Here is a 24899-nt window from a genome sequence, read left to right as displayed (position 1 = left end):
CCCTTCTCGTCCTCGCGGTGGCACCGCCATGCAGCACCGCGAGGGGTCTGATCAGCCGAAGCGGCCGGAGATGTAGTCCTCGGTGGCCTGGACCGACGGGTTGGAGAAGATGCGCTCCGTGTCGTCGATCTCGATCAGCTTGCCGGGCTGGCCGACGGCAGACAGGTTGAAGAAGGCCGTACGGTCCGAGACGCGCGCGGCCTGCTGCATGTTGTGCGTCACGATGACGATCGTGAACTGCTCCTTGAGCTGGCCGATCAGGTCCTCGATGGCGAGGGTGGAGATCGGGTCCAGGGCGGAGCAGGGCTCGTCCATCAGGAGCACCTTCGGCTCGACCGCGATCGCGCGGGCGATGCACAGACGCTGCTGCTGACCGCCGGAGAGGCCCGAGCCGGGCTTGTTCAGGCGGTCCTTGACCTCGTTCCAGAGGTTGGCGCCCTTGAGGGACTTCTCGACGATGCCGTCCAGCTCGGACTTCTTGTACTTGCCCGCCAGGCGCAGACCGGCCGCCACGTTGTCGTAGACCGACATGGTGGGGAACGGGTTGGGGCGCTGGAAGACCATGCCGACCTCGCGCCGCACGGCGACCGGGTCGATGCCGGCGCCGTAGAGGTTCTCGTCGTCGAGCATGACCTTGCCCTCGACCCTGCCGCCGGGCGTGACCTCGTGCATGCGGTTGAGCGTGCGCAGGAAGGTCGACTTGCCGCAGCCGGACGGGCCGATGAAGGCGGTCACGGAGCGGGGCTCGACGGTCATCGAGATGTCCTCGATGGCGAGGAAGGAGCTGTAGTAGGCGTTGAGGCCGCTGATGTCGATGCGCTTGGCCATGGGGATCACTGCTTCTTTCGGGTCCGTGTCGCTGATGGCCGCGTCAGCGACCGGTCTTCGGGGCCTTCCAGCGGGCGATGCCGCGGGCCACGAGGTTGAGGATCATGATGAACGCGATGAGCGTCAGGGCCGCCGCCCAGGCGCGGTCGTAGGCCGCGCCGGCGCCGCCGCTGTTCTGGTACTGCAGATAGATGTACATCGGCAGTGACGCCTGCGGGTCCTGGAAGGGGTTGGCGTTGATCACGCTCGTACCCCAGACCAGCAGCAGCACGGGAGCGGTCTCACCGGTGATGCGGGCGATGGCCAGCATGACGCCGGTGGTGATGCCGCCGAGGGACGTCGGCAGGACGACCTTCAGGATCGTGCGCCACTTCGGGATGCCGAGCGCCAGGGACGCCTCGCGCAGCTCGTTCGGAACGAGCTTGAGCATCTCCTCCGTGGAGCGGACGACCACCGGGATCATCAGGATGCACAGGGCGAGCGACCCGGCGAAGCCGGAGTAGCCCATGTCCAGGATGATGATCCACAGGCTGAGGACGAACAGACCGGCGACGATGGACGGAATGCCCGTCATGACGTCGACGAAGAAGGTGACGGCCTGGGCGAGCTTGCCGCGCCCGTACTCGACCAGGTAGATCGCGGTCAGCACACCGATCGGGACCGAGATCAGGGAGGCGATTCCGACCTGCTCCAGGGTGCCGAGGATGGCGTGGTAGATACCGCCGCCCGGCTCGCTGTCGGCGACGACGCCCATGGAGTGGCTGAGGAAGTAGCCGTCGAGGACCTTCACGCCGCGCTTGAGGGTCTCCCAGATGAGGGAGGCCAGCGGGATGACGGCGATGATGAAGGCGACCCAGACCAGGCTGGTCGCGGTGCGGTCCTTGGCCTGGCGCTTGCCCTCGACCGTGGCCGACAGGGCGTAGGAGCCGACGACGAAGAGGAGCGCGGCGATCAGTGCCCACTGGATGCTGCTGTCCAGGCCGGCCACGGCGCTGATACCGAGGCCCAGCGCGACGGAGCCGGCGGCGACGGCGACGGCGTACCACTTGGGGAGCCGGGCACCGTGCAGGGAGTGCGCGGACTTGGGGGTGATCGTTGCGTGGCTCATGCGTTGGCCCCCGAGTACTCCTTGCGACGGGCGATGATCAGGCGGGCGCCGCCGTTGACCAGCAGGGTGATCACGAAGAGCACCAGACCGGACGCGATCAGCGCGTCCCGGCCCATCACGGTGGCCTCGTTGAACTTGCTGGCGATGTTCTGCGCGAACGTGCCGCCGCCCGGGTCGAGCAGGCTGGCGTTGATGTCGAAGGACGGCGAGAGGATCATGGCCACGGCCATCGTCTCGCCGAGCGCGCGGCCGAGGCCCAGCATCGAGGCGGAGATCACGCCGGAGCGGCCGAAGGGAAGCACCGACATGCGGATGACCTCCCAGCGGGTGGCGCCCAGCGCGAGGGCGGCCTCCTGGTGCATCTGCGGCGCCTGCCGGAAGACCTCACGGCTGACGCTGGTGATGATCGGAAGGATCATCAGGGCGAGCAGGATGCCCACGGTGAACAGCGAGCGCCCGGCGCCGCCGTTCCACTCGAAGATGCCGGTCCAGCCGAGGTAGTCGTTCAGCCAGCCGTAGAGGCCGTCCATGTGCGGCACCAGGACGAGCGCGCCCCACAGGCCGTAGACGATGGACGGCACGGCGGCGAGCAGGTCGATCACGTACGCGATGGGGCCGCCGAGCCTGCGCGGGGCGTAGTGCGTGATGAACAGCGCGATGCCCACCGAGACCGGGACCGCGATGACCATGGCGATGATCGACGACGCGACGGTGCCGTAGACCAGGACCGCGATGCCGAACTCCGGCGGGTTGCCGCTGGGGTTCCAGTCGAACGACGTGAAGAAGTTGGCCTCGTTGTTGCCGAGCGCGAGGACGGCGCGGTACGTGAGGAAGCCCGCGATCGCGGCCATGATCGCGAGCACGAGGATGCCGGACCCCCGGGAGAGCCCGAGGAAGATCCGGTCGCCGGGCCGGGTGGCGCCGCGGGCGGCGCGCTTCCGCTCGGCCGGCGAGGGCAGGGGGGCGGGGGGTGGGGCGGTCTGCTGTGTGGATATGTCCATCAGGGTCTCCGGTCTGCGGGATCCCTCGCTGTTCGAGGATCCCCCTGGCGGCGGTGCACCGGACGGTGCGGTCCGGCTCCGGGTGGCGGAGCCGGACCGCACTCGGGTCAGCTCAGGCTCGAGATGTTCTCGCGAACCTTGGTGATGATCTCCTCGGGCATCGGGGCGTAGCCGGCGTCGGCCAGCAGGCCCTGACCGTCCTCGGAGGCCATGTAGTTCAGGAAGGACTTCGTGGCGGGCAGGGTGTCCGCCTTGTTGCCCTTGTCGCAGGCGATCTCGTAGGTCACCAGGACGAGGGGGTAGGCGCCCTCGGCCTCGGGGGTGTAGTCCAGCTCCAGCGCGAGGTCCTTGCCGGTGCCGACGACCTTGGCGGCGCCGATGGCGGCCGTGGCGTTCTCGATCGTGGCCTTGACCGGCTCGGCGGCCTCGGTCTTCACGTCGACGGTCTTGATGTCCTTGGCGTAGGAGAGCTCGAAGTAGGAGATCGCACCCTCGGTCTGCTTCACCTGCTGCGCCACACCGGAGGAGCCCTGGGCGGACTGGCCGCCCTTGGCCTCCCACGACTTGCCCGGCTCGTAGGGCCAGGCCTTCGGCGCGGCGGCCTTCAGGTACTTGGTGAAGTTGTCCGTGGTGCCGGACTCGTCCGAGCGGTGGAACGCCTGGATCTTCAGGTCGGGAAGCTTCGCGTCGGGGTTCAGCTTCGCGATCTTCTCGTCGTTCCAGTTGGTGATCTTGCTGTCGAAGATCTCCGAGATGGTGGCGGCGTCCAGGACGAGCTCGTCGACCCCCGGGACGTTGTAGCCGATCGCGATCGGGCCGCCGACCATCGGCAGGTCGATGGCCTGGCCGTCGGTGCAGATCTTCTTGGAGTCCGCGATCTCCTCCGGCTTGAGGGCCGAGTCGGAGCCGGCGAACGCGGTCTGACCCTGGAGGAAGGCGGTGATGCCGGCGCCGGAACCGTCGGGACGGTAGTTGATCTGCACGTCCTTGCAGGCGGCCGTGTAGTTCTTGACCCAGGCGTCGATCGCGTTCTTCTGGGCGGAGGAGCCGGAGGCCTGGAGCTGGCCCTTGGCGTCGGCGCAGTCGATGTTGCCGGCCTGAGCGCTGGCGGAGCTGTTGCCGCCGTCGCCGCCGGTGCCACCGCTGGTGTCGTCCGAGCCGCACGCCGTGAGGGCCAGGGCGCCGGAGACGGCGAGAGCACCGAGAGCGAGGGCCCGCCGGTTCTTGCGCTGAAGCTTCACTTGAGTTCCTTCCAGGAGCCGCCGTCCTGAATTCCGGCGGCGTGCGAAGTACGAAGTCAGTCCGAGTGATGCGAGTGCCCGTTCGGCGGGTGGTTCGCATCCCGTAAGGCCGAAAGTAGGCAGAAGAGGTGAAGCAGCCCGTGGTCGTACATGAACGGGAGGTGAACCCCTATGGACGGTGCGGTGAGGTCACGGAACGCTTACGTCGAGGACACGGGACGATACCGGGCGGATGTCGGGCAGGAGCGGGACAGTGGGACAGTGCGGACACGGGGTGAACCGGTGCGGGCACCGGTGTGGTCCGGTGGGGGAAGGCATGTGCGCGGGTGAGGCGTCGGCAGGCGCCGGCAGCCGTTATGCCGGCGGGCGGAACGTGGCGAGGAGGGCGTCCACCAGGTCCGCGTCCCTCGGCTCGGTGAGCCGGCGGCGGGCCATGTGCGGGGGGAGCCACAGGACGCGGTCCACCTCGTCGTTGGGGGTGAACGTGCCGGAGAGCGCCTCGGCGGCCCAGTAGCGGACGCGCTTGGGGCGGCCGTTCGCCAGATAGTGCGCCGACGGGAGCTCGGCGGCCGTCACGGCGGAGTGTCCCGTCTCCTCGGCGACCTCGCGCAGCGCGCCCGCGAGCGCGTCCTCGCCGCGCTTCAGCTTTCCCTTGGGCCAGGACCAGTCGTCGTACTTGGGGCGGTGGACGAGACACACTTCGAGCGTGCCCGTGACCGGCGAACGGCGCCACAGGACGCAGCCCGCCGCCTGGACGGTCAGGCGGCAGGCCGTGCGCGGGCCGCGGTGGCCGTGGTCGGACGGGGTCGGGTCCACCGGGGTCTCCCTACAACGAGCCGAGGACGTCCTTCTGCCAGCTGCGCTGGAACGCGTACCGTGCCGCCTCCACCTCGTGCCGCTGGTCCGCGTGGAGCACCCCGAGCGCGTACGCCGTGGCCGGGGCGATGCGCGGGGTACGGGCGGCGTGCGCCGCGGCCGCCGACGCCTCGGACGCGTCCCGGTGCCGGTCGAGGGCCTCGCCGGCGGCGAGCAGAAGGAGGTCGGGGGGCGGGGCGGCGGGGGTCGTGGTGGGGAAGGCGGTGGTGGGGACGGTGGCGGCGGTGGGAGCGGTGGGCTCTGCGGCCGCTGCGGTTCCGGCGGCCCGGTACAGCACCTCGAGGGCGTACCGGTGCAGGCGCAGCAGCAGGCGGACCTGGTGCCAGGGGGCGTCCTGCGGATGCGGAGCCGGGTCCGGGGACAGCCCGTGGGCCAGCGCCTCCGCGTTGTACGGGCTGCCCGCGGTGATCAGGGGCAGCGCCGCGACGGCGTCGACGAGCCGCTCCCGCGCGGCTTCGGCCGGCGGGCGCAGGTCGGCGGTGTCGGCGGCCGGGGTCAGCGGAACCTCGCTGGCCAGCACGGCGACCTTGTCGGCGACGGCGTGGAACCGGGAGGAGCCGAGGGCCTGGAGCGCTGTGGAGTGCGCCCGGGTCCGGGCCAGGGTGAGCTGCCGGTCCAGCAGGGCGCCGGCCTTGGCGGCGCCCACGGTGAGGCTGCCGCGCCCGGGGGCGGCGGTGGTGGCCGGGGCCGTGGCGGTGACGGCGGCCGGGGCGGAGGACCGGGCCGAGCCGCCGGGGCCGCCCGCCGGACCGGCCCCGGCCGGTCCCTGGGCCGGGAGCACCGCCGTGCCGGACAGCCGGTGCAGTGCCTGGAGCAGCCGCTCCAGACGTGCCGAGCAGGCGTGTTCCAGTGCCAGGGTGCCGGAGACCCAGGCCAGCTCCGGGCGCATCGCCTCGGACCAGTCGGGGTCCAGGACCGCCTGGAAGGTGTGCAGGCTGCCGCTGATCCGGCGGGCGGACCGGCGCAGCGCGAGCGCCGCTTCGACGGAACCCTCGGAGGCCGCCGCGCCCGCCCCCGCCTCCCGGTGGAGACGCAGCGCGCGCAGGAACTCGGTGGCCTGGGCCCGTAGATAACCCGCCAGGGCCTCCGCGGCCACCGGACCGGGCACCGGACCGGTGTCCGGTCCGGTTGTCAGTCCGGTCTTCGGGCCGGACTCGGAGCCGGGGCCCGAGCCCGGTCCTGAGCCGGTTCTCGGGTCCGTCGGGTCAAGGTGTTGCTGTGCCACGCCGGCGCCTCCGGGCGTCTATGAGCATCTCCTGGATATGTCGCAGGGGCCGGCCGTCCGCGTCCGTCGCGTGCCGTGTCCACTCGCCGTCCGGGCCGAGGTGCCAGGACGTGGTGGCGTCGGACATACCGGTCTCCAGCAGCCGGTTCAGGGACGCCCGGTGGGCGGGGTCGGCGACCCTGACCAGCGCCTCGATACGGCGGTCCAGGTTGCGGTGCATCATGTCCGCGCTGCCGAACCACACCTCGGGCTCGCCGCCGTTGCCGAAGGAGAAGACGCGGGAGTGCTCGAGGAAGCGGCCGAGGACGGACCGGACCCGGATGTTCTCCGACAGCCCTTCGACGCCCGGCCGGATCGCGCAGATGCCACGCACCCACACGTCCACCGGCACCCCCGCCTGCGAGGCCCGGTACAGGGCGTCGATGATCGCCTCGTCCACCATCGAGTTGACCTTGATGCGGACGTACGCGGGGCGTCCGGCACGGTGGTGCTGGGCCTCCTTGTCGATCCGGGAGATCAACCCGTCGCGCAGGGACTTGGGGGCGACCAGCAGCCGCCGGTACGTCTCGCGGCGGGAGTAGCCGGACAGGCGGTTGAACAGGTCCGAGAGGTCCGCGCCGACCTGCGGGTCGGCGGTGAGCAGGCCGAGGTCCTCGTAGAGCCGGGCCGTCTTCGGGTGGTAGTTGCCGGTGCCCACGTGGCTGTACCGCCGGAGCGTCTCGCCCTCCTGGCGGACCACCAGGGACAGTTTGCAGTGGGTCTTCAGACCGACCAGGCCGTAGACGACGTGGCAGCCGGACTCCTCCAGCTTGCGCGCCCACTTGATGTTGGCGGACTCGTCGAAGCGGGCCTTGATCTCGACCAGGACGAGGACCTGCTTGCCGGACTCGGCCGCGTCGATGAGCGCGTCGACGATCGGGGAGTCGCCGGAGGTCCGGTACAGGGTCTGCTTGATCGCCAGGACGTCCGGGTCGGCCGCCGCCTGCTCCAGGAAGGCCTGCACCGAAGTGGAGAACGAGTCGTACGGGTGGTGCAGCAGCACGTCCCGGCTGCGGAGCGCGGCGAAGACGTCCGGCGCGGACGCCGACTCGACCTCGGCGAGATCGCGGTGCGTGCCGGCGATGAACGCGCGGTACTTCAGCTCCGGCCGGTCGAGCCCGTGGATGCGGAAGAGGCCGGTGAGGTCGAGCGGCCCCGGCAGCGGGTACACCTCGGCCTCGCTGATCTTCAGTTCGCGCACCAGGAGGTCCAGGACGTCACGGTCGATGGACTCCTCGACCTCGAGGCGCACCGGCGGCCCGAAGCGGCGCCGCATGAGCTCCTTCTCCAGGGCGATGAGGAGGTTCTCGGTGTCGTCCTCCTCGACCTCCAGGTCCTCGTTGCGGGTGAGCCGGAAGGCGTGGTGCTGGAGCACCTCCATGCCCGGGAACAGCTCCTCCAGGTGGGCGGCGATGACGTCCTCGACGGGGACGTAACGGCCCGGGGAGCTCTCCAGGAAGCGGGACAGCAGCGGCGGCACCTTGACCCGGGCGAAGTGCCGGTGACCGGTGACCGGGTTGCGCACGATCACGGCCAGGTTCAGCGACAGTCCCGATATGTACGGGAAGGGGTGCACCGGGTCGACCGCCAGGGGGGTCAGCACGGGGAAGATCTGGTGCCGGAAGAGGGTGAACAGGCGGGCCTGCTCCTTCTCCGCCAGCTCGCTCCAGCGGACCAGGTGGATGCCCGCGTCCGCCAGCCCGGGGAGGACGTCCTCGTGGAAGCAGGCGGCGTGCCGTGCCATCAGCTCGCGCGAACGGGACCAGATCATCTCCAGCACCTCGCGCGGCTGGAGGCCGGACGCGGAGCGGGTGGCGACACCGGTGGCGATACGGCGCTTGAGACCGGCCACCCGGACCATGAAGAACTCGTCCAGGTTGCTGGCGAAGATCGCGAGGAAGTTGGCCCGCTCGAGGAGGGGGGTGCTCGGGTCCTCGGCGAGCTCCAGAACGCGCTCGTTGAAGGCGAGCCAGCTGCGCTCCCGGTCGAGGAACCTGCCCTGGGGGAGCGGCTCGCCGCCCGTGTCCGAGTCCTCGTAGACGTCCAGGTCCGAGTCGATGTCCGGTTCCAGATCGGAGACCGTCCCGGCCACGGTGTGCGGCCGGTGGGCGGCGATCGAGCCCACGGAGGGCTGCGTGTGTTGTACCTGGCCCGTGGCTTGTACCTGACCCTTGGCGGTGGCGCCAATTTTGGCGTTCGACTGGCTCATGAATCCATTGTTCCGCGCCACGGGCCTTATAGGCGCGCCGGACGGCGGGGGCGGGAAGGATCGTGCCCCTGGGACGGCCCCGTTCCCCTTGGGGGGCGGGGGCGGCTCTGGCGCGACGGGATGCATTCGCCGAGCGTCGCAAGACTGTCTGAATCCCCGGTTACGGAGACATGACGTGCGGGCTATCGGGGCGCGGCCCACCGGGGCCGAGGCGGGCGCGCGGAGGCCGGACCCCGGCGCGCGCACCGGACGCCCGCACGCCGGTGGGGCCACGCCGGTGGGGTGTCGCTCCGGTCGGGTGTCCCCGGGGCGACCGTATGCGCTGGGCGGGGGAGGGGCCGGGTGTGGGGGTGCGACGGGGGCCCGGAGCGGGGCGGGGGCGGGGGCGGCGAGGGCCTGGGTGAGGGGGCGAGGGCTTGGGCGGGTGGCGGAGGACGGCTGCGAGGGCGTGAACCGATCCGCTGGGCTCGTCCGATGAGGGGACGTGAGCGAAACGAGAAGCGACGGTGAGCTGCTGCGTGCCGTTGCCGAGGATGCTGACCGGCGTGCCTTCGAGGAGCTGTACCGGCGCTACGCCCCGTGGCTGACCGCCCGGATGCGGAGCCGGTGCGCCGATGCGGGGATCGTCGACGACGTCGTGCAGGAGACGTTCCTCGCGGTGTGGCGGGGGACGGCCCGGTACCGGGAGGACGCGGCGCCCGCCGTGTCCGCCGCCGGCACGTCGAGCGGGGCGAGCGGGGCACGTGGGGCACGTGGGGCGCATGGGGACGCTGCCGGGTGGCTGTGGCGGATCGCCTCGCGCCGGCTGATCGACGCGCTGCGCGGTGCCGGGGCACGCGGCCGGCTGCGGCAGACGCTGGCCCGGCTGCGGCACCGGGACGAGGTCTCGGCGGAGGAACGCGTGCTCGCGGGGGTGGAGCACGGGGACCTGGCCGGTGCGCTGGTCCGGCTGTCGCCGGAACTGCGCGCGGTGCTCCAGGCCACCGTCGTCGACGGGCTGACCACCCGTGAGGCGGCCGTGCTGCTCGGCATACCGCCGGGGACGGTCAAGACGCGGGCGATGCGGGCCCGCAAGCAACTGCGGGAGGCGCTGGCATGACGTACGACTCGACGGACGGCGCGAACGGTGGTTCCGGGGGGCCGGGGGGCGGCTCGCGGTGGCACGTGCCGGCGGAGGACCTGCGGGCGTACGCGCGGGGTGAGCTGGCGGCGCCGATGCTGTGGTCCGCCGACACCCACCTCACCGCCTGCGCGCACTGCCGGGGCGTCCTCGCCGAGGCCGCGGACCCCGTCGCGCTCGACGCGGGCTGGGAACGGCTCGACGCCGAGCTGGACGCACCCCGGCCGGGCTTCCTGGAATCCCTGCTGCTGCGCCTCGGCGTCGCCGATCACACCGTGCGCCTCCTCGCGGCCACGCCGGTACTGCGCCGTTCCTGGCTGGGCGCGGTCGTCGCGGTGCTGCTGCTGACCGTGGTCGCGGGCCGCTCCGGCGCGACCGCCGGTTCGCCCACCCTCTTCCTCGCCCTCGCGCCGCTGCTGCCGCTCCTCGGGGTGGCGCTGTCGTACGGGCCCGCGCTGGACCCGACGTACGAGATGGCGGTCGTCGCCCCGATGCCCGGGTTCCGGCTGCTGATGATCCGTACGGTGGCGGTGCTCGGCGCCGTGCTCGGCCTCAACGGCCTGGCGACGCTGGCCCTGCCCTGGTACGGGGCGGCAGCGCTGGCGTGGCTGCTGCCCGCCCTCGCGCTCAGCGCCACCGGCCTCGCCCTGACGGCACGCCTGGGTCCGGTGCTGGCGCCGTCCCTCGTCGGCGGCGCCTGGATCACGTTGCTGCTCGTCGCGCGGACGGGCCGGGAGGGCGTGACCGACCCGCTCGCCCCGTTCACCGCGGCCGGGCAGGGGGTGTCGGCGCTGGTCGCCGTACTGGCGGCCGGGCTGCTCTTCCTGCTCCGCGACCGTTTCGACCTCAATCGGGCGAGGGGCACGGGCGGTGGCAGCGGCGGCATGGCCTGAAGGCCGCCGCTCCTCCTCCTCCACCACTTCTTCCACTTCTTCTGCTTTTTCCGCTTCTTCCACGACCTGTACGGGAGTTCTGTATGACCCCGACCGTTTCCGCCTCCGGGCTGAGTCTCCACTTCGGTGGCACCCGGGCCCTCGACGACGTGTCGCTGCGGCTGTCCACCGGTGTCACCGGCCTGCTCGGGCCCAACGGCGCGGGCAAGACCACCCTGTTGAGGGTGCTCGCCACCGCGGTTCCGGCCGACCGGGGCGTGTTCACGGTGCTCGGCCACGACCCCGGCACCTCGCGCGGCCGTCAGGAGGTCCGGCGCCGGCTCGGCTATCTGCCGCAGGCGCCCGGTTTCCACCCCGACTTCACCGCCTTCGAGTTCGTCGACTACGTGGCGATCCTCAAGGAGCTCACCGACCGCACCGCCCGCCACCGTGAGGTGCGGCGCGTACTGGACGAGGTCGGGCTCACCGGCGTACGCGGAAAGCGGCTGCGGAAGCTGTCCGGCGGGATGCGCCAGCGGACCGCCCTCGCCGCGGCCCTGGTCGGCGACCCCGCCTTCCTCGTCCTCGACGAGCCGACCGTCGGCCTGGACCCCGAACAGCGGATGCGGTTCCGCGAGCTGATCGCCCACGCCGGTGAGGGGCGGACCGTCCTCCTGTCCACCCACCAGACCGAGGACGTGGCGATGCTCTGCAACCGGGTGGTGGTCATGGCCGCCGGTACCGTCCACTTCGACGGCACCCCCGCCGAGCTGACCGCCCAGGCCGGCGGACGGGTGTGGAGCAGTGCCGAACGCGACCCCGGCGCGAAGGCGGGGTGGCGCACCGGCCTCGGCACCTTCCGCAATGTGGGCGATCCGCCCGACGGCGCCGCTCTCCTCGAACCCACCCTGGAGGACGGCTACCTGCTCACCCTCGACGGCATCGGCGGCGTCGGTGGCCTCGGCAGGGGCGGCGGCTTCGGCGCGGAGGCGGCGGCATGACCACGACGACCACCGCGACCGTGACCCCGCCCGAGGAGACCGCGCCGACCGGACCGCGCGCGTCCTGGGCGGCCGTGCTCGCCCTCGCCGGCTTCGAGGCCCGCATACTGCTGACGCGCCTGCCGGTCCTCCTCGCCTTCGCCGTGTACATCGGCTGGACCGTGTGGCGTACGCGCACCTCCTACGAGGGCTTCCCCGCCCTTCAGGACGCCGACCGCGCCACCCAGACCGCCCCCCTGCTCGTGGGACTCGCGGTGCTGCTCTCCGTCAACCAGGCCGTGCTGCGGGCGCGGCGGTACGACACCGAGCGGCACTTCGCCGTGCTGGTGCTGCCGCCGTGGCGCCGTACCGTCGCGCATCTGCTGTCCCTCGTACCGGCGGTGCTGCTCGTCGCGGTGTGCGTGGGAGGGCAGTTCGGGTGGGAGGCGCTCAAGCCCGGTGCGCTCGGGAACGGTTCGCCGGGCGAACTCCTCGCCGGGCCGCTGTCCGTGCTGCTGCTCGGGGCGCTCGGGGTGCTGTTCGCCCGCCTGTTCGCCTCCGCCTTCGCGGCGGCGCCGCTGCTGCTCGTCGTGCTGCTCTTCTTCTCCCTGTTCACCGCGATGTTCCAGGAAGGCGACGCGACCCGGTGGCTGATGCCGGTGGTCGACGATTACAGCATCAGGACCCTGCCGTCCGAACTGCTGGGCCGTCCGGCCGCCTGGCACGCCCTGTACCTCGCCGGGCTCGCGCTGAGCGTGGCGCTGGCGGCGGTGCTGGTCTCCGGCGAGGGCGCCGGCGCCCGCCCCGGTTCCGGTTCCGTTTCCGGCACGGGGCGGGCCCTCCGGGGCCGGTTCGTCGGCAACCGGGGTGTTCATGCCGGGTTCGCCGGGGCGGTGGCGCTGATGCTGCTGGGTGCGGTGATGCAGACCGGCGGCGTGCCGGCGGAGACGGAGAAGGCCCGTACGCGGTACTCGACCGCCCCGCAGGAGCTGCAGAAGTGCGTCGAACGGGACGGCACGACCTACTGCGCCTTCCCGGAGTGGACCTCGCGCGCCGACGACTGGGCCGGGGTCGTGGACCGGGTGAACTCCCTCGCGGGCGACGCCGTGCAGGACCGGTCGCTGCTCGTACGGCAGCGGGTCGAGGCCCGGTACGGACTGACCACCGACGCGGCGATGGACCCGCTCACCGCCCCGGACCAGGTGAGCGTCGGCACGATGTGGGGCGGCAACCGCGTCCCCGAGTTCGCCGTCGCCGTGGCCGGTGTGCTGGTCACCGGGAAGGAGGCGGTGGCGGGCACCCTGTGCGACGGCCGTCTCGTCACCGTGATGTGGCTGGCGCTGGCCGGCGGGTCCGACCCGCTGTCCGACCTGAGGGACATCCGCGTCGACGACAGCACGTCCGGTTCGGCGGTCGTCGTCTCGCAGACGGAGCCGCTGTCCATGACCGCGGCGCACACCGAACTCGTCCGCGAACTGCTGGACCGGCCGCGGGAGGAGATCGGCGCGAAGGTCACGGCGCACTGGGCCGAGCTGACGACCCCGGAGGTGACGACGGACCGGACCGCGCAACTGCTGGGTCTGGACGCGCCGGAGGAGGCGGACGAATGCCAGGAGTGAGCGGGGACACGAGCCGGGCCACGAGCCGGGCCGCGAGCGGGGACACGAGCCGGGCCGCGGGGACGTGGCGCGCGCTGGTGCGGCCGGTCGTACGGACGCTGCCGTGGCGGGCGATCGGGGTGGCGGGCGGCCTCGGGCTGCTGTTCGCCGCCGCGCCCCGGCTGCTGGGGGAGGACGCGACCGGCCGGCTGGCGCTGAACGCGCTGCGGATGTCCGCCCTCGCCTTCGCGCTCGGCGCGGCCTTCCTGCTGGACGACCCGGCCCGGCACACCACCGCCGCCGTACCGACCCGGCGTGCCGTGCGGCACACCCTGCGCCTCGCCCCCGTCGTCCCGGTCGCGGCCCTGGGGTGGACGGTCGCGCTGCTGCTGGTCCCCGCGGGCGTACGGCCCCCGGTCGGCGGCGTCACCCTCGAAGCGGCGGCGGCCCTCGCCCTCGCCCTGGCCGGAGCGGCGTTCGCCGTCCGCCGGTCGGACAGCACGCGGCCGGGCCAGGCCGTCGCGAGCGCCCTGTTCACGACGGCGGTGCCGGCGTCCCTGCTGTGGCCGGAGCGCTGGGCCCTGTTCGTGGCGCCGGACGACGAGAGGTGGGCGGCGGCCCACGACCGGTGGACGGTACTGCTGTGCGCGGCCCTGGCGGTGTGGGCGGTGTGCGGGGCGGAGCCGGTACGGAGGCGGATCGGCGGAGGCCTCGGGTCCCGCTCCTGAGGTCCGCGGGATCGGGGCCGGGCCCGGAGCGGAGCACGCGGGCCTCGCGGCCCCGGGCTCGGGGGCTCGGGGGCCGATCGGGCTTCGGGTCTCAGGTCTCGGTGCGGTACATCAGGTCCGTCTCGTGGGTCAGGAAGCCCAGTCGCTCGTAGACGGCCACCGCCGCCTTGTTGTCGGCGTCGACGTACAGCATGACGGTCGGCAGTCCCTGCCCCGCCAGGTGCCGCAGCCCGATCGTCGTGAGGGACTTGCCGAGCCCGCCGCCCTGGGCCTGCGGGCTCACCCCGAGGACGTACACCTCGCCGAGGTTCTCCGTCCGGTGCACCTTGGTCCAGTGGAAGCCGACGAGGCGGCCGTCCCGCTCGGCGAGGAAGAAGCCCTTCGGGTCGAACCAGGGTTCGGCTTTGCGGTCGTCGAGGTCGCGCTGGGTGAGGGAGCCCTGCTCGGGGTGGTGGGCGAACGCGGAGGCGTTCAGCGCGAGCCAGGCGGCGTCGTCCCGGCCGGGGACGAAGGAGCGTACGGTCACGCCTTCGGGGAGGACGGGGTCGGGCAGGTCCAGGTCCGTCAACGACCTCCGCATCTGCCGCAGTTCGCGGAAAAGCGTGAGGCCGAGGACCTGGGCGAGGTGCCGGGCGGCGGAGTGACCGCCGTGCGCCCACACCCGCATCCGCTTGCCGGAGGCGGCGAGCAGCGCGGACCCGAGCGCCCGCCCGTGCCCCTGCCCCCGGTGCGAGGGGTGCACGACGAGTTCGGCGGCCGGGGGCTCCACCGGGTCGGTGTCCTCCAACTGGGCGTAGCCGACGAGTTCACCGGAGTCGGCGCTGTCTCCTTCGCCCGTGAGGGAGAGCAGCAGATGCGAGACGCCCGCCCGCTCCCCGCCGCGCAGCTGCAACCGCCCCTGCTCGGACACCGCCTGCTGTCCGTCGGTCCGGGCGGCCTCGCCGAGCAGGGCGAGAACCGCCTCGACCTGCTCCGGGGAGAGCGCGGCGTACCTCTGGAGCGAGCGGGTGCGGCCGGAGTGTGCGGTGTCGTCGCTGGTCATGCGTACGAGGGTAAGCCGAGCCCGTCGAAAACGGACGGGACACGGAGCACGCCGTGCCAGCCGATCGGCCCCGGACACCACCGGCGGCGGGAAAGATAACCAGGATGTAACCGCGAAACCCCTGTCGCGCTACGCGCGTTGACCTTAGGCTTCCGGGCGGTCGGCGTGCCTCACCCGGATCCCCTTCGGACCCATGTGGACCGGCCCCGACCGACCCCGACGCATCTCGCAGCACGCACGCACACTCACCCGGACCCACGCAGACCCTCTGGGGGGCACATGCCAGCCACACCCGCATCGCCGGCCTCGTCGGTACAGCGCCGCAGACGCCGTACGAACCGTCTTCTCGCGACCGCGGCCGGTGTGCTCACCGTCGGCGCGCTGACCGCGGCCACCCTGCCCGCCGGTGCGGCGAGCGCCGGTGAGGGCAAGGGCGGCACGTCGCACGGCCTGCACAAGGGGCACGACGACGGCAAGGGCGAAAAGGGCGGTAAGGGTGGTAAGGGCCGTTACCAGGACGTGCAGTTGCTGTCCTTCAACGACCTGCACGGCAACCTCGAACCCCCGACGGGCTCCTCGGGCCGGGTCACCCACCTCCACGAGGACGGGACGACGGAGAACATCGACGCGGGTGGTGTGGAGTACCTCGCCACGCACCTGCGCGAGGCCCGCAAGGGCAACCGGTACTCCGTCACCGCGGCCGGCGGCGACATGGTCGGCGCGTCCCCGCTGATCTCGGGCCTGTTCCACGACGAGCCCACCATCGAGGCGCTGAACAAGCTCGACCTGGACGTCACGTCCGTCGGCAACCACGAGTTCGACGAGGGCGTGCGGGAACTGGCCCGGCTGCAGAACGGCGGCTGCCACCCCACCGACGGCTGCTCCACGGACAAGAAGTTCAAGGGCGCCGACTTCCCGTACCTGGCGGCCAACGTCCTGAACGAGAAGACCGGGAAGCCCGTCCTCAAGCCGTACTGGGTGTGGAAGCAGAACGGCGTCAAGGTCGGCTTCATCGGCGTGACGCTGGAAGCCACCCCGGACATCGTCTCGGCCGAGGGCGTCAAGGGCCTGTCCTTCAAGGACGAGGTCGACACGATCAACAAGTACGCCAAGGAGCTCCAGCGCCAGGGCGTGAAGTCGATCGTCGCCCTGGTCCACGAGGGCGGCTTCCCGGCCTCGTCCGCGTACAACTACGACTGCGACTCCCCGGGCGCGGGCGACGGCGTCTCCGGCCCGATCGCGGACATCGCCAAGAACGTCTCGCCCCAGGTGGACGCGCTGGTCACCGGCCACACCCACGCGGCGTACGTCTGCACGATCCCGGACCCGGCGGGCAACCCCCGCATGGTCACCTCGGCCGCGTCCTTCGGCCGCCTCTACACGGACACGACGCTGACGTACGACCGCCGCACGGGTGACATCGCCCGTACGGCCGTGAAGTCGGCGAACCACGTGGTGACGCGGGACGTCCCGAAGGCACCGGACATGACCCGGCTGATCGACCGGTGGAACACCCTCGCCGCCCCCATCGGCAACCGCACGATCGGTCACCTCTCCGGTGACATCGTCAAGGACGGCACCGAGTCCCCGCTCGGCGACCTGATCGCCGACGCCCAGCTGGAGTACGGCAGGACGCTGGACCCGGAGACCGACCTGGCCCTGATGAACCCGGGCGGCATCCGCGCCTCCCTCACCTACGCGGCGAGCGCCGCCGAGGGCGACGGCGTGGTCACCTACGCCGAGGGCTTCACCGTCCAGCCCTTCGCCAACACGGTCAACCTCCAGGACTTCACCGGCGCCCAGCTGATCCAGGTCCTCAAGGAGCAGGTGAGCGGCCCGAACCAGGCCTCGATGAAGATCCTCCAGGTCTCCTCCGGCCTGACCTACACCCTGGACCTGACGAAGACGGGCGCGGACCGGGTGGTCACGGACTCCATCGAGCTGAACGGCGAGCCGATCGACGAGGCCGCCACCTACCGCGTGGCCACGAACAGCTTCCTCGCGGGCGGCGGCGACGGCTTCACCACCCTCGGCGAGGGCACGGGCGACCTGGTCGGCGAGGACGACCTCACGGCCCTGGAGCGGTACCTGACGGCCAACTCCTCGGCCTCGAACCCGCTCGCACCACCGGCGGCGGACCGCATCACGATCGTGCAGTAGCACGCCCCACCCTCAGGGCCCGGAAGCGACCTCCGGGCCCTGAGGCGTACCAAGCCGGGTTCCGGAGGCCCGAGGTTCGGCAGACTCCACTTGCCAAAATATTAGTGCGTGCTAATTTATTCATGTGGCCGAACCTTATGAGCTGCGGTTCTTTGATGACGTGCTGGACTGGATCAAGAGGCTTGCCAAAGAAGATTCGGACAGCCACCTCCATGTGATAGCGGCTCTGGAGCGGCTCCAGGAAGTGGGTCCGGCGTTACGTCGTCCGACGGTTGGTGCGATCGAGAAGAGTCGCTATCGGAACATGCGGGAGCTGCGTCCACGCAGTGGCGGCACGGTGAGCATCCGGATGTTGTTCGTCTTCGATCCCGAACGCCGGGCAATCTTCCTGGTGGCGGGTAACAAGGCTGCCGGACGGCAGTGGGCAAGCTGGTACCCCAGGGCGATCAGGGAAGCGGATGGAAAGTACGCGGCCTACCTTGAAGCGCTGGAGCAGGAGAAGAAGGAAGGGCAGGACAGATGAAACTCGGCACCATGGCCGACCTGACGGCCGACATCACTCCCGAGCAGCGCGAGCGTATCGACGCCGCCAAGGCCGAACTGGTCGATGCCGAGCGGGGCCATGAACTGGCCGTTCTCCGTAAGGCTCAGGGCTTCACGCAGGTCCAGGTCGCCGCAGCGATGGGGGTCACCCAGGGGCGGGTGAGTCAGATCGAGCGGGGCGCCGCCCACTTGGACACCTCGACCATGGCCGCATACCTGAACGCGATCGGTGGCGAGCTGACGATAACTGCCACCGTGGGAAACCTTTCCGTACGGCTGTAGGGCGCAGCGAACCGGTGCGGGGGCGCTTGCTCGAGCCTGCCGGTGCGGGGACCGGGATCGACTGGGACGTCACGGAGGCGGCGACCGCCATCAGCGACGCCCACGGCCTCCCGCACGCCCGGCCCGGACCCGTCACGCCGAAGTGGCGTTCCCTGCCCCGGGCCACACAACTGCCTGCGCGACGATCACCCGGTCGCCGTTGAACGTGACCGCCGGCCCTTCGTGGAGTCGGTACCCCATCGCCAGGGCCTCGCTCACACGATGACAGAACGCCACATCATCAGGACCGGTCAGTACGCGGTACGCGGGCAGTCCGTCCGGTGGTGTTTTCATGATCCCAGCGTGTCATACGCGCCCTCGGTGTCAGAGGGCCACGAGGTCGATGACGTTGACGACCACGTGGCGGTTGGACACGACGTACGTGACGAAGCCGCCCCGGAAGGCCCCCGACCAGCTGTTGTCGCGGTTGCTGAGCGCCGGCGGACCGAACGGGTTGAGGGTGAGCAGCTTCTCGAGGTTCTCGAGCGACGTCCGCCGGGAGTCCGGTAGGGCGGCCTTTCGCTCCGCCGCACGGTCCACGTAGCGGATGAGGTAGGCGCTCACCGACGCCCGCCCGCATCGACGGACCGACCGTCCGCGTCATAGGCGTGGCCCTCCGCGTCGCGGAACACGAGGCCTTCGGTGTCGTCCTCCGTCATGCGCTTGACGGTCTGCTCCACGGCGTCGAGATACCCGGGTGTGGCGCAGGCGCAGGCGAAGGGGAACCACTTGTCGATCGCGGCGTCGAGGGCCGGCTGGTCGAAGTCGGCGGCAGCGCTCAGCCACTCCTGCTCGAAGGCCCGCAGCCAGTCCGGGCGCCGTTGCAGGGCCGCCCGGATCGCCTCGGGTGTTCTTTCGCAGGAGTTCGGATCCACCTCGTGGGCCATGGTCGGCTCCTCATCTCCGGCCGGGGTGTGACAGGGGGAGGGCCGGAGGTCCACGGTAGAACGCGGAAGACGCCGGACGGAGCCGGTCGGACGTGTCACCCGCCGCCACCCGCCCTGACGCGTCCTCCCCGGCTGACCGCGACACGGAGCACGTCCTCCAGGGACTCCGTCGCCCTGGTGAGGGCGAAGCGCATCGCCCGCTCACCGGCCTTCGGGTCGCCGAGCACGGCCCTGGCGCCCGCGAGCACCTGCTCGCCCGAGTCCAGCTGGTCCGCCTCGACGTCGTCGGCGAGCCGGGAGAGCCTGCTGTCGTCCCTGTCGGTGCTCAGATAACAGGGGTTGCCTTCGGGAGTGGTCCAGGGGAGAAGGCGGAGCGGAGTGTTGCTCATGCGGAGACGTCCATTCTCTGGCGGCGACGGTGTCGTTCCTCTGGCGTGAGCGCACAAGGGCGTGCGGTGTGCGCATCGCGCTCGTACGGGCGCGTACTCGACAGCTGCCCGGTGACTGTCCTCGATGGTGGGAGTGCCCCCTGTCCGTGCGGGCCGCAGGGCCGGATGGCGGCCGACGGCGATTACTGCTTGTGCCTCGATCGTCACTTACGGCACGTACGCTGCGGAAGGGGGCCGGCGTTGTCCGTCACCCCGGACCACGGACAGGAGCGACATGGCCGAACAGGTGGACACGCAGACGGAGTCGGGACGCGTGGTGCTGGGACGGACGCTTCGTTTCCTGCGGGAGAAGGAGGGCAAGTCGCTGGGGCGGCTGGCCGACGAGTCCGGGTACGACAAGAGCTATCTGTGCCGCCTGGAGTCGGGCGAGCGACTGTCCAAGGTGACGGTCATGGAGGATCTCGACGGGTACTACAGGTCGGGCGACCTGCTGGTCAGCCTCTGGAAACTGGCCCGGATCGACGCCTTCAAGGACAAGTACAAGGAGTACATGCGGCTGGAAGCGGCAGCACGCGTCATCCACGTGTACACGCCGAACGTACCGGGGCTGTTGCAGACCGAGGATTTCGCCCGCGAGGTGTTGTCCGAGCCGGAGGCAACGGGCCGGGACCGTGAGGCTGTTGAGGAGCAGGTGGCCGCTCGCCTGGGACGACAACTCCTGCTGGGTAAGAGCCCGGCGCCGAGTGCCCGCTTCGTCATCGACGAACTCGCCTTCCGTCGGCCCGCAGCCGGCCCGGAGACGTGGGAGGGCCAGTTGAGGCACGTCGAAGCGGTCGCGCAGTGGCCCAGCATCGTGATTCACGTACTGCCGTTCTCCGCGGGGATCCATCACCTCATGGGGAAGGGATCGCTGACCCTGCTGTGGCAGAAGGACGGAAGCTCCGTGGCCTATACGGAGGGCGGCAGCAGCGGTGTACTGATGGATGATCCGGAGGACGTACTGCACCACCGTTTGTCCTACGATCGACTGCGGGATCTGGCGCTGACCCCGTCGGACTCGCTGACGTTCATCCGGGACGTACTGGAGGAGCACAGACCATGAAGCAGGCCCCTGACCTCAGCAACGCCGCCTGGCGCAAGTCGAGTCACAGCGACGGGGGAGCCAACAACTGCGTCGAGGTCGCCGACGGCTGCGCCGGCATCGCCCCGGTCCGCGACAGCAAGGTGCGGGACGGCGGGGTGCTCGTCTTCGGCTCGGCTGCGTGGGAGCTGTTCCTGACGGGGATCAGGGACGAATCGAGTCTTCGGTGAGGTGCCGGGGCCCGGCACGTCGTCTCCAGGCCCCGGACGAGCAGGTCAGGACGCCGTGGGGGTCCAGTCGCCGAGCCAGGTGTTGACGGCCTGGGCCGTCGCCTGGGCGTCGGTCAGGTGGGGGCGGTCGGTGGAGGCGGAGCCGGCGCCGGGGCCCGTGTTCCGGTATTCGGCGAAGCGGTCGTCCTTCCAGGAGAAGCCGCTCATGTCGGTCCAGGGCGCGGTGCGGACGGCGGCGCTGAGGTAGGTGTCGCGGACCGTGGCCTGCGGGTCGAGGGAGGCGTCGCCGCCCGCGTGCCAGGGGCGTCCGAGGTGGAAGGTGCGGTCCGAGACGTCGCCGTTCACCGTGGAGTTGGCGATCAGGATGCCGTTGCGGCCGGCGGCCGTGCTCGGGGCGGTGACGTAGCCCGCGGAACTGCCGTCCCAGCGCTTCTTCAGCGTGATGACGGAACGGTCGATCAGCGCCGTCGCCCGGCCGAAGATGAAGTCGACGTTGCCGACGACGTAGGAGTTGGTGACCTTCACCCTGCCGAGGCGCTCCTTGGCGGCCGTGTCGAGGAGCAGGGTGTCCTGGTCGCCCTCGACGATGACACCGTCCAGGAGGACCTTGTCGGCGGCGGTGCGCAGGGCCACGGCCTGGTGTCCGGCGAGGGACTGGTTGGCCCGCTCGTCGAAGTCGTTGGCGATCGTCAGGTTGCGGGCCTGGAAGTCGTCGGCCTGCACGGCGACCGTCGCGCTGCCCGAGGTGCCGTAGGTCCCCGAACCGTCCGGTTTCGGGGTGCCCGCCGCGTTGTTGAAGACGATCACGGTGTCCTTGCGGCTGCCGCCGGTGCCCTGCACCGTGATGTGCGGCTTGTTCGACGGGACCTGGACCGTCTCCCGGTACGTGCCCGGCTTGACGGAGATCAGCACGCGGGACGGGTTGTTCGCGGGTACGGCGTTCACCGCGGCCTGGACCGTGGTGTATTGGCCGGTGCCGTCCTTGGCGACCGTGAGGGTCGTCGCGGCGGCCGCCCGGGTGGCGGCTCCCGCGGCGGCCGTCGTACCGATGGAACCGCGAGGGCCGGTACCCGACTTGAGGAGCGACGGGACGTTCGCCGCCGCGTCCGGCGTGTACGCGTAGTACGCCCTCGGGTCGAACGCCGTGCCCCCGCTCTCGTTGCGGCCCGACGTCCCCGAGAAGACGTTGCCCCGCTGCACCACGGTCGCCGTCGCGTCCTTGATGACCGGGTTCTTGAAGCCCTGGAAGTAACTGTTCTCCAGCACCATGCGCGTGCCGCCGCGTGAGTAGGTGCCGTAGGAGGAGGTGATGTCCGTGCCGGGGGTGTCCTCCAGGAAGTTGTTGTAGAGGTGCGCGTGCGCGCAGTTGTCCGTGGACGGGTTGCGCTGTTCCGTCTCGCGGATCCAGTTGTGGTGGATCGTGATGTCGGTCAGCACGTTCTCGGTCCAGCCGATGCCGAACGTCTTGTTGTTGTGACTCATCTCGTTCCAGGAGACCGTCACGTACGTGCTGTCCTTGCGGACGTCGATCAGGCCGTCCGCCATGTTCCGCAGGTCGTTGTGGTCGATCCAGACGTGGTGCGCGCCGTCCATCTGCACGGCGTCGAAGTCGTGGTCCTTGTCGTTCCAGATGCCCTGGTAGGCGTCCCGGATCGTCAGGTTGCGGATGATCACGTTGTGCACGCCCTGGCCGAGGAAGAAGCCGCCGCCGACGATGTGCCCGGACGTGCCCGAGCCCACGATCGTCTTGTCGGAGGCGACCTTGATCTCCTTGCCCACCGGGTTCATCGTGATCGTCCCGGCCACGACGATCACGTACGGCTCGGCGGCGGTCGCGTACCGCTCCAGCTCGGCCTGGGTCCGGACGGTGACGATCGCACCGTCCCGGCCGCCGTACGTGCCGTTCTGGCCCAGCGCGTCGACGGAGGCGAAGCCGTCGGCGGTGGCGGTGGCCCAGGCGGGGGCAGCGGCAGCCGCGACGGGGACGGGAGCGGGGGCGGGGGCGGCCGCGCCCGGGGCGGCTCCGTAGGCCAGGGCGGCGGCCGCGGTGGCCAGGGCCAGCGGGAGGGTGGCCGCCCGTGCCCCGGTACCGCTGCGGTGCCGGACGCTGCGAGGGTTCTCACTCATACGGCGATCCGATCCGTGTGGGGGATGAGTCGCCGGTCGGTTGCCGCCCGGTACCGAAAAGTTGCCGCTCCTCCTCCGGTTACGGAACCTCCGGTTACGGCACCTCGGGCGGCGGGGTCGGCGCCCCCGGGAGGCGGATCGTGACCGTCGTGCCCCCGGCGCCGTTCTCCGCGCGGGTCAGGGTGACCGTGCCGCCCGCCTGTTGGACCGTGCGGGCCACGATGGACAGGCCGAGGCCCGAGCCGGGGAGTGCGCGGGCGGTGGGGGAGCGCCAGAAGCGGTTGAAGACGTGGGGGAGTTCGTCGGCGGCGATGCCGGGGCCGTGGTCGCGGACGGTGAGGACGCCGTCGGCGAGGCGGACCTCGACGGTGCCGCCCTCCGGGCTGAACTTCACCGCGTTGTCCAGGACGTTGACCATGGCCCGCTCCAGCGCGGAGGGCTCCGCGCGGACGTACCACGGCCGGACGTCCGCCGTGATGGTCAGTTCCGGGCCGCGCAGCCGGGCGCGGCGCAGCGCCGACTCCACGACGTCCTGCCAGGCGACGATCTGCGCCCGGTCGGCGTGCTGGCCGGTGTCCGGGCGGGACAGTTCCTGCAGGTCGCCGATGAGCGACGCCAGTTCGGTCATCTGCGCCGTCACCGAGGCGAGGAGGGCCTTGCGGTCGTCGGGAGGGATCGGGCGGCCGGTCTCCTCGCTGCGGGTGAGGAGTTCGATGTTGGTCCGCAGGGAGGTGAGCGGGGTGCGCAGCTCGTGGCCGGCGTCCGCGATGAGCTGCTGTTGCAGGTCGCGGGAGCTGGCCAGGGCGGACGTCATGGAGTTGAAGGAGCGGGAGAGGCGGGCGACCTCGTCCTCGGCGTCGTCCTCGACGGGGATGCGGATGCCCAGATCCTCCGTACGGGCCACGTGTTCCACGGCCTCGGTGAGTTCGTCGACGGGGCGCAGGCCCGCACGGGCGACCGCGAGGCCGGCGGCGGCCGCTCCCAGTACTCCGACGCCGGAGACGAGGAGCAGGATCAGGGCGAGGTCGCCCAGCGTCGACCGGGTGCTGTCGAGGGGAACGGCGGCGACATAGGCGTAGCCGTTGGCCACGCCCCGGCCCAGGGGCACCTTGACGGTGACCGCGGTGGTCAGCACGCGCACCTGGTGGCCGTCGCTGTCGACGCTGTTGCGGAAGTGCGCGGAGCGGGGGTCCGGGTCCTTCGCCATGTCCTTGTCGCCGCCGGTGACCTTGACCGCGGCCGAGGCGAAGGGCAGCAGGCACACGGTGCCGTCCGTGCTCACCAACTGGCCGTAACTTCCGCTCTGCGGGCCGAAGGCGTCCGTCTGCGAAGGCGTCCGGCCGCAGGTGTCGACGATTCTGGCGAGCTGGTTCTCGTCCAGCTCGACGACCGAGGACCGCAGGTCGTCGTCGAGCTCCGCGTACAGCTTCCCCTGCACGATGAACCAGCAGGTCACCGACACCGCCGCCACCGCGAACGCCACCGCCGCCGCCACCAGCAGCGACAGCCGCGCCCGGATCGGGAGCGAGCGGAACCTGCGGACCAGCCTGTTCACTCCGTGCCGCCCTGCCGCAGGGCGTAGCCGACGCCCCGCACCGTGTGCACCAGGCGCGGCTCGCCACCCGCCTCGGTCTTGCGGCGCAGGTACATGACGTACACGTCGAGGGAGTTCGACGACGGCTCGAAGTCGAAGCCCCAGACCGCCTTCAGGATCTGCTCCCGGGTGAGGACCTGGCGCGGGTGCGCCATGAACATCTCCAGCAGCGTGAACTCCGTACGGGTCAGCTCCACCTGGCGCGTGCCCCGGGTCACCTCGCGGGTCGACAGGTCCATGCGCAGGTCGGCGAAGGTGAGGACGTCGCTGTGCTCGGCGGCACCGGCCACGGCGGCCGCGTACGAGCTGCGGCGCAGCAGCGCGCGGATACGGGCGAACAGCTCGTCCAGCTCGAACGGCTTGACCAGGTAGTCGTCCGCCCCGGCGTCCAGTCCCGTCACCCGGTCGCCGACCGTGTCCCGGGCGGTCAGCATCAGGATGGGCGTGGTGTCGCCGGTGGCCCGGATGCGGCGGGCGGCGGTCAGGCCGTCCATCCGGGGCATCTGGATGTCGAGGACGACCAGGTCGGGCCGGTACGCCGCCGCCTTCTCCAGGGCGTCCGCGCCGTCGACGGCGACCTCGGTGCCGTATCCCTCGAAGGCGAGGCTGCGCTGAAGCGCTTCGCGCACCGCCGGCTCGTCGTCGACGATCAGGATGCGCTGGGGGTCACGGTCGCCTTCTGCGGGGCTCATGGCTCGGG

At 71.3% G+C, this 24899-nt stretch carries 25 protein-coding genes; 10 read left to right on the top strand and 15 right to left on the bottom strand.

Features of this window, described 5'->3' with window-relative positions; all coding sequences use genetic code 11:
• Positions 1-51 precede the first annotated feature (51 nt).
• The 7 genes from pstB to OHB56_RS19985 form a co-directional block, all read right to left on the bottom strand.
• Positions 52-828, bottom strand: coding sequence for a phosphate ABC transporter ATP-binding protein PstB (gene pstB / locus OHB56_RS20015; RefSeq protein ID WP_326753521.1), 777 nt, complete (start codon positions 826-828; stop codon positions 52-54).
• A gap of 43 nt (positions 829-871) precedes the next feature.
• Positions 872-1936, bottom strand: coding sequence for a phosphate ABC transporter permease PstA (pstA, locus tag OHB56_RS20010; RefSeq protein WP_326753520.1), 1065 nt, complete (start codon positions 1934-1936; stop codon positions 872-874).
• Positions 1933-2937, bottom strand: coding sequence for a phosphate ABC transporter permease subunit PstC (pstC, locus tag OHB56_RS20005; protein ID WP_326753519.1), 1005 nt, complete (start codon positions 2935-2937; stop codon positions 1933-1935). The genes pstA and pstC overlap by 4 nt, the downstream gene beginning before the upstream one ends.
• A gap of 107 nt (positions 2938-3044) precedes the next feature.
• The gene (gene pstS / locus OHB56_RS20000; protein ID WP_406354789.1) at positions 3045-4178 is read right to left on the bottom strand and encodes a phosphate ABC transporter substrate-binding protein PstS; all 1134 of its coding nucleotides are present in this window, start codon (positions 4176-4178) and stop codon (positions 3045-3047) included.
• Positions 4179-4532: 354 nt separating this feature from the next.
• Entirely contained in the window at positions 4533-4994 is a 462-nt protein-coding gene (locus tag OHB56_RS19995; RefSeq protein WP_326753517.1) for an NUDIX hydrolase, read from the bottom strand.
• Positions 4995-5004: 10 nt separating this feature from the next.
• Positions 5005-6279, bottom strand: coding sequence for a CHAD domain-containing protein (locus OHB56_RS19990; RefSeq protein WP_406354788.1), 1275 nt, complete (start codon positions 6277-6279; stop codon positions 5005-5007).
• A complete protein-coding gene (locus OHB56_RS19985) occupies positions 6260-8653 on the bottom strand; it encodes an RNA degradosome polyphosphate kinase (protein WP_406354786.1) in 2394 nt (797 codons plus the stop codon). Before OHB56_RS19985 ends, OHB56_RS19990 begins: the two co-directional genes overlap by 20 nt.
• A 358-nt stretch (positions 8654-9011) precedes the next feature.
• Here OHB56_RS19985 and OHB56_RS19980 point away from each other — a divergent pair, with 358 nt between their 5' ends.
• From OHB56_RS19980 to OHB56_RS19960, 5 genes are all read left to right on the top strand, one after another.
• Positions 9012-9626 (top strand): RNA polymerase sigma factor, encoded by a 615-nt coding sequence (locus OHB56_RS19980; RefSeq protein ID WP_326753514.1) that lies wholly within the window; start codon positions 9012-9014, stop codon positions 9624-9626.
• Entirely contained in the window at positions 9623-10540 is a 918-nt protein-coding gene (locus OHB56_RS19975; RefSeq protein WP_326753513.1) for a zf-HC2 domain-containing protein, read from the top strand. The genes OHB56_RS19980 and OHB56_RS19975 overlap by 4 nt, the downstream gene beginning before the upstream one ends.
• 83 nt (positions 10541-10623) lie before the next feature.
• Positions 10624-11520 (top strand): ABC transporter ATP-binding protein, encoded by an 897-nt coding sequence (locus tag OHB56_RS19970; protein ID WP_326753512.1) that lies wholly within the window; start codon positions 10624-10626, stop codon positions 11518-11520.
• Positions 11517-13118: an ABC transporter permease gene (locus OHB56_RS19965; RefSeq protein ID WP_406354783.1), complete on the top strand. Its 1602-nt coding sequence runs from the start codon at positions 11517-11519 to the stop codon at positions 13116-13118. The genes OHB56_RS19970 and OHB56_RS19965 overlap by 4 nt, the downstream gene beginning before the upstream one ends.
• Positions 13106-13825: an ABC transporter gene (locus tag OHB56_RS19960; protein ID WP_406354781.1), complete on the top strand. Its 720-nt coding sequence runs from the start codon at positions 13106-13108 to the stop codon at positions 13823-13825. The genes OHB56_RS19965 and OHB56_RS19960 overlap by 13 nt, the downstream gene beginning before the upstream one ends.
• 91 nt (positions 13826-13916) lie before the next feature.
• Here the strand turns inward: OHB56_RS19960 and mshD are convergent, their stop codons facing one another.
• The gene (gene mshD / locus OHB56_RS19955; protein WP_406354779.1) at positions 13917-14867 is read right to left on the bottom strand and encodes a mycothiol synthase; all 951 of its coding nucleotides are present in this window, start codon (positions 14865-14867) and stop codon (positions 13917-13919) included.
• A 279-nt stretch (positions 14868-15146) separates the two neighbouring features.
• Here mshD and OHB56_RS19950 point away from each other — a divergent pair, with 279 nt between their 5' ends.
• From OHB56_RS19950 to OHB56_RS19940, 3 genes are all read left to right on the top strand, one after another.
• A complete protein-coding gene (locus OHB56_RS19950) occupies positions 15147-17027 on the top strand; it encodes a bifunctional metallophosphatase/5'-nucleotidase (RefSeq protein ID WP_406354777.1) in 1881 nt (626 codons plus the stop codon).
• A gap of 124 nt (positions 17028-17151) precedes the next feature.
• The gene (locus OHB56_RS19945) at positions 17152-17550 is read left to right on the top strand and encodes a type II toxin-antitoxin system RelE/ParE family toxin (protein WP_406354775.1); all 399 of its coding nucleotides are present in this window, start codon (positions 17152-17154) and stop codon (positions 17548-17550) included.
• Complete coding sequence (locus OHB56_RS19940; protein WP_326753506.1) at positions 17547-17852, top strand: helix-turn-helix transcriptional regulator; 306 nt, start codon at positions 17547-17549, stop codon at positions 17850-17852. Before OHB56_RS19945 ends, OHB56_RS19940 begins: the two co-directional genes overlap by 4 nt.
• 132 nt (positions 17853-17984) lie before the next feature.
• Here OHB56_RS19940 and OHB56_RS19935 read toward each other — a convergent pair whose 3' ends face one another.
• From OHB56_RS19935 to OHB56_RS19920, 4 genes are all read right to left on the bottom strand, one after another.
• A complete protein-coding gene (locus OHB56_RS19935; protein ID WP_406354773.1) occupies positions 17985-18185 on the bottom strand; it encodes a DUF1737 domain-containing protein in 201 nt (66 codons plus the stop codon).
• A gap of 30 nt (positions 18186-18215) precedes the next feature.
• Positions 18216-18455: a hypothetical protein gene (locus OHB56_RS19930; protein WP_326753504.1), complete on the bottom strand. Its 240-nt coding sequence runs from the start codon at positions 18453-18455 to the stop codon at positions 18216-18218.
• Positions 18452-18778 (bottom strand): DUF6247 family protein, encoded by a 327-nt coding sequence (locus OHB56_RS19925; protein ID WP_326753503.1) that lies wholly within the window; start codon positions 18776-18778, stop codon positions 18452-18454. Before OHB56_RS19925 ends, OHB56_RS19930 begins: the two co-directional genes overlap by 4 nt.
• 95 nt (positions 18779-18873) lie before the next feature.
• Entirely contained in the window at positions 18874-19167 is a 294-nt protein-coding gene (locus OHB56_RS19920; RefSeq protein WP_406354771.1) for a hypothetical protein, read from the bottom strand.
• A 274-nt stretch (positions 19168-19441) separates the two neighbouring features.
• Here OHB56_RS19920 and OHB56_RS19915 point away from each other — a divergent pair, with 274 nt between their 5' ends.
• Complete coding sequence (locus OHB56_RS19915; RefSeq protein ID WP_406354770.1) at positions 19442-20269, top strand: helix-turn-helix domain-containing protein; 828 nt, start codon at positions 19442-19444, stop codon at positions 20267-20269.
• On the top strand, positions 20266-20478 hold the full coding sequence (locus tag OHB56_RS19910) for a DUF397 domain-containing protein (RefSeq protein ID WP_406354769.1): 213 nt from the start codon (positions 20266-20268) through the stop codon (positions 20476-20478). The genes OHB56_RS19915 and OHB56_RS19910 overlap by 4 nt, the downstream gene beginning before the upstream one ends.
• A 45-nt stretch (positions 20479-20523) precedes the next feature.
• On the opposite strand, the gene OHB56_RS19905 is transcribed toward OHB56_RS19910, so the two are convergent.
• The 3 genes from OHB56_RS19905 to OHB56_RS19895 all read right to left on the bottom strand — a co-directional run bounded on the left by OHB56_RS19905 (position 20524) and on the right by OHB56_RS19895 (position 24891).
• Complete coding sequence (locus OHB56_RS19905; protein ID WP_406354767.1) at positions 20524-22605, bottom strand: pectinesterase family protein; 2082 nt, start codon at positions 22603-22605, stop codon at positions 20524-20526.
• A gap of 94 nt (positions 22606-22699) precedes the next feature.
• Positions 22700-24160 (bottom strand): HAMP domain-containing sensor histidine kinase, encoded by a 1461-nt coding sequence (locus OHB56_RS19900; RefSeq protein WP_326753498.1) that lies wholly within the window; start codon positions 24158-24160, stop codon positions 22700-22702.
• A complete protein-coding gene (locus OHB56_RS19895; protein WP_326753497.1) occupies positions 24157-24891 on the bottom strand; it encodes a response regulator transcription factor in 735 nt (244 codons plus the stop codon). The genes OHB56_RS19900 and OHB56_RS19895 overlap by 4 nt, the downstream gene beginning before the upstream one ends.
• Positions 24892-24899 lie beyond the last annotated feature (8 nt).

This window comes from Streptomyces sp. NBC_01635, from assembly GCF_045209715.1.
Lineage (GTDB): Bacteria > Actinomycetota > Actinomycetes > Streptomycetales > Streptomycetaceae > Streptomyces > Streptomyces hirsutus.
Note: the sequence above shows the minus strand (reverse complement) of the source record. Positions and strands in the feature narration are given on the sequence as shown.

Coding starts and splice junctions, on each gene's coding strand:
- OHB56_RS19915 (WP_406354770.1), top strand. CDS start 19,442: ATGGCCGAACAGGTGGACACGCAGACGGAGTCGGGACGCGTGGTGCTG.
- OHB56_RS19960 (WP_406354781.1), top strand. CDS start 13,106: ATGCCAGGAGTGAGCGGGGACACGAGCCGGGCCACGAGCCGGGCCGCG.
- OHB56_RS19910 (WP_406354769.1), top strand. CDS start 20,266: ATGAAGCAGGCCCCTGACCTCAGCAACGCCGCCTGGCGCAAGTCGAGT.
- pstB (WP_326753521.1), bottom strand. CDS start 828: ATGGCCAAGCGCATCGACATCAGCGGCCTCAACGCCTACTACAGCTCC.
- pstA (WP_326753520.1), bottom strand. CDS start 1,936: ATGAGCCACGCAACGATCACCCCCAAGTCCGCGCACTCCCTGCACGGT.
- mshD (WP_406354779.1), bottom strand. CDS start 14,867: ATGACCAGCGACGACACCGCACACTCCGGCCGCACCCGCTCGCTCCAG.
- pstC (WP_326753519.1), bottom strand. CDS start 2,937: ATGGACATATCCACACAGCAGACCGCCCCACCCCCCGCCCCCCTGCCC.
- OHB56_RS19925 (WP_326753503.1), bottom strand. CDS start 18,778: ATGGCCCACGAGGTGGATCCGAACTCCTGCGAAAGAACACCCGAGGCG.
- OHB56_RS19935 (WP_406354773.1), bottom strand. CDS start 18,185: ATGAAAACACCACCGGACGGACTGCCCGCGTACCGCGTACTGACCGGT.
- OHB56_RS19940 (WP_326753506.1), top strand. CDS start 17,547: ATGAAACTCGGCACCATGGCCGACCTGACGGCCGACATCACTCCCGAG.
- OHB56_RS19905 (WP_406354767.1), bottom strand. CDS start 22,605: ATGAGTGAGAACCCTCGCAGCGTCCGGCACCGCAGCGGTACCGGGGCA.
- OHB56_RS19950 (WP_406354777.1), top strand. CDS start 15,147: ATGCCAGCCACACCCGCATCGCCGGCCTCGTCGGTACAGCGCCGCAGA.
- OHB56_RS19920 (WP_406354771.1), bottom strand. CDS start 19,167: ATGAGCAACACTCCGCTCCGCCTTCTCCCCTGGACCACTCCCGAAGGC.
- OHB56_RS19975 (WP_326753513.1), top strand. CDS start 9,623: ATGACGTACGACTCGACGGACGGCGCGAACGGTGGTTCCGGGGGGCCG.
- OHB56_RS19970 (WP_326753512.1), top strand. CDS start 10,624: ATGACCCCGACCGTTTCCGCCTCCGGGCTGAGTCTCCACTTCGGTGGC.
- OHB56_RS19985 (WP_406354786.1), bottom strand. CDS start 8,653: ATGCATCCCGTCGCGCCAGAGCCGCCCCCGCCCCCCAAGGGGAACGGG.
- OHB56_RS19895 (WP_326753497.1), bottom strand. CDS start 24,891: ATGAGCCCCGCAGAAGGCGACCGTGACCCCCAGCGCATCCTGATCGTC.
- OHB56_RS19965 (WP_406354783.1), top strand. CDS start 11,517: ATGACCACGACGACCACCGCGACCGTGACCCCGCCCGAGGAGACCGCG.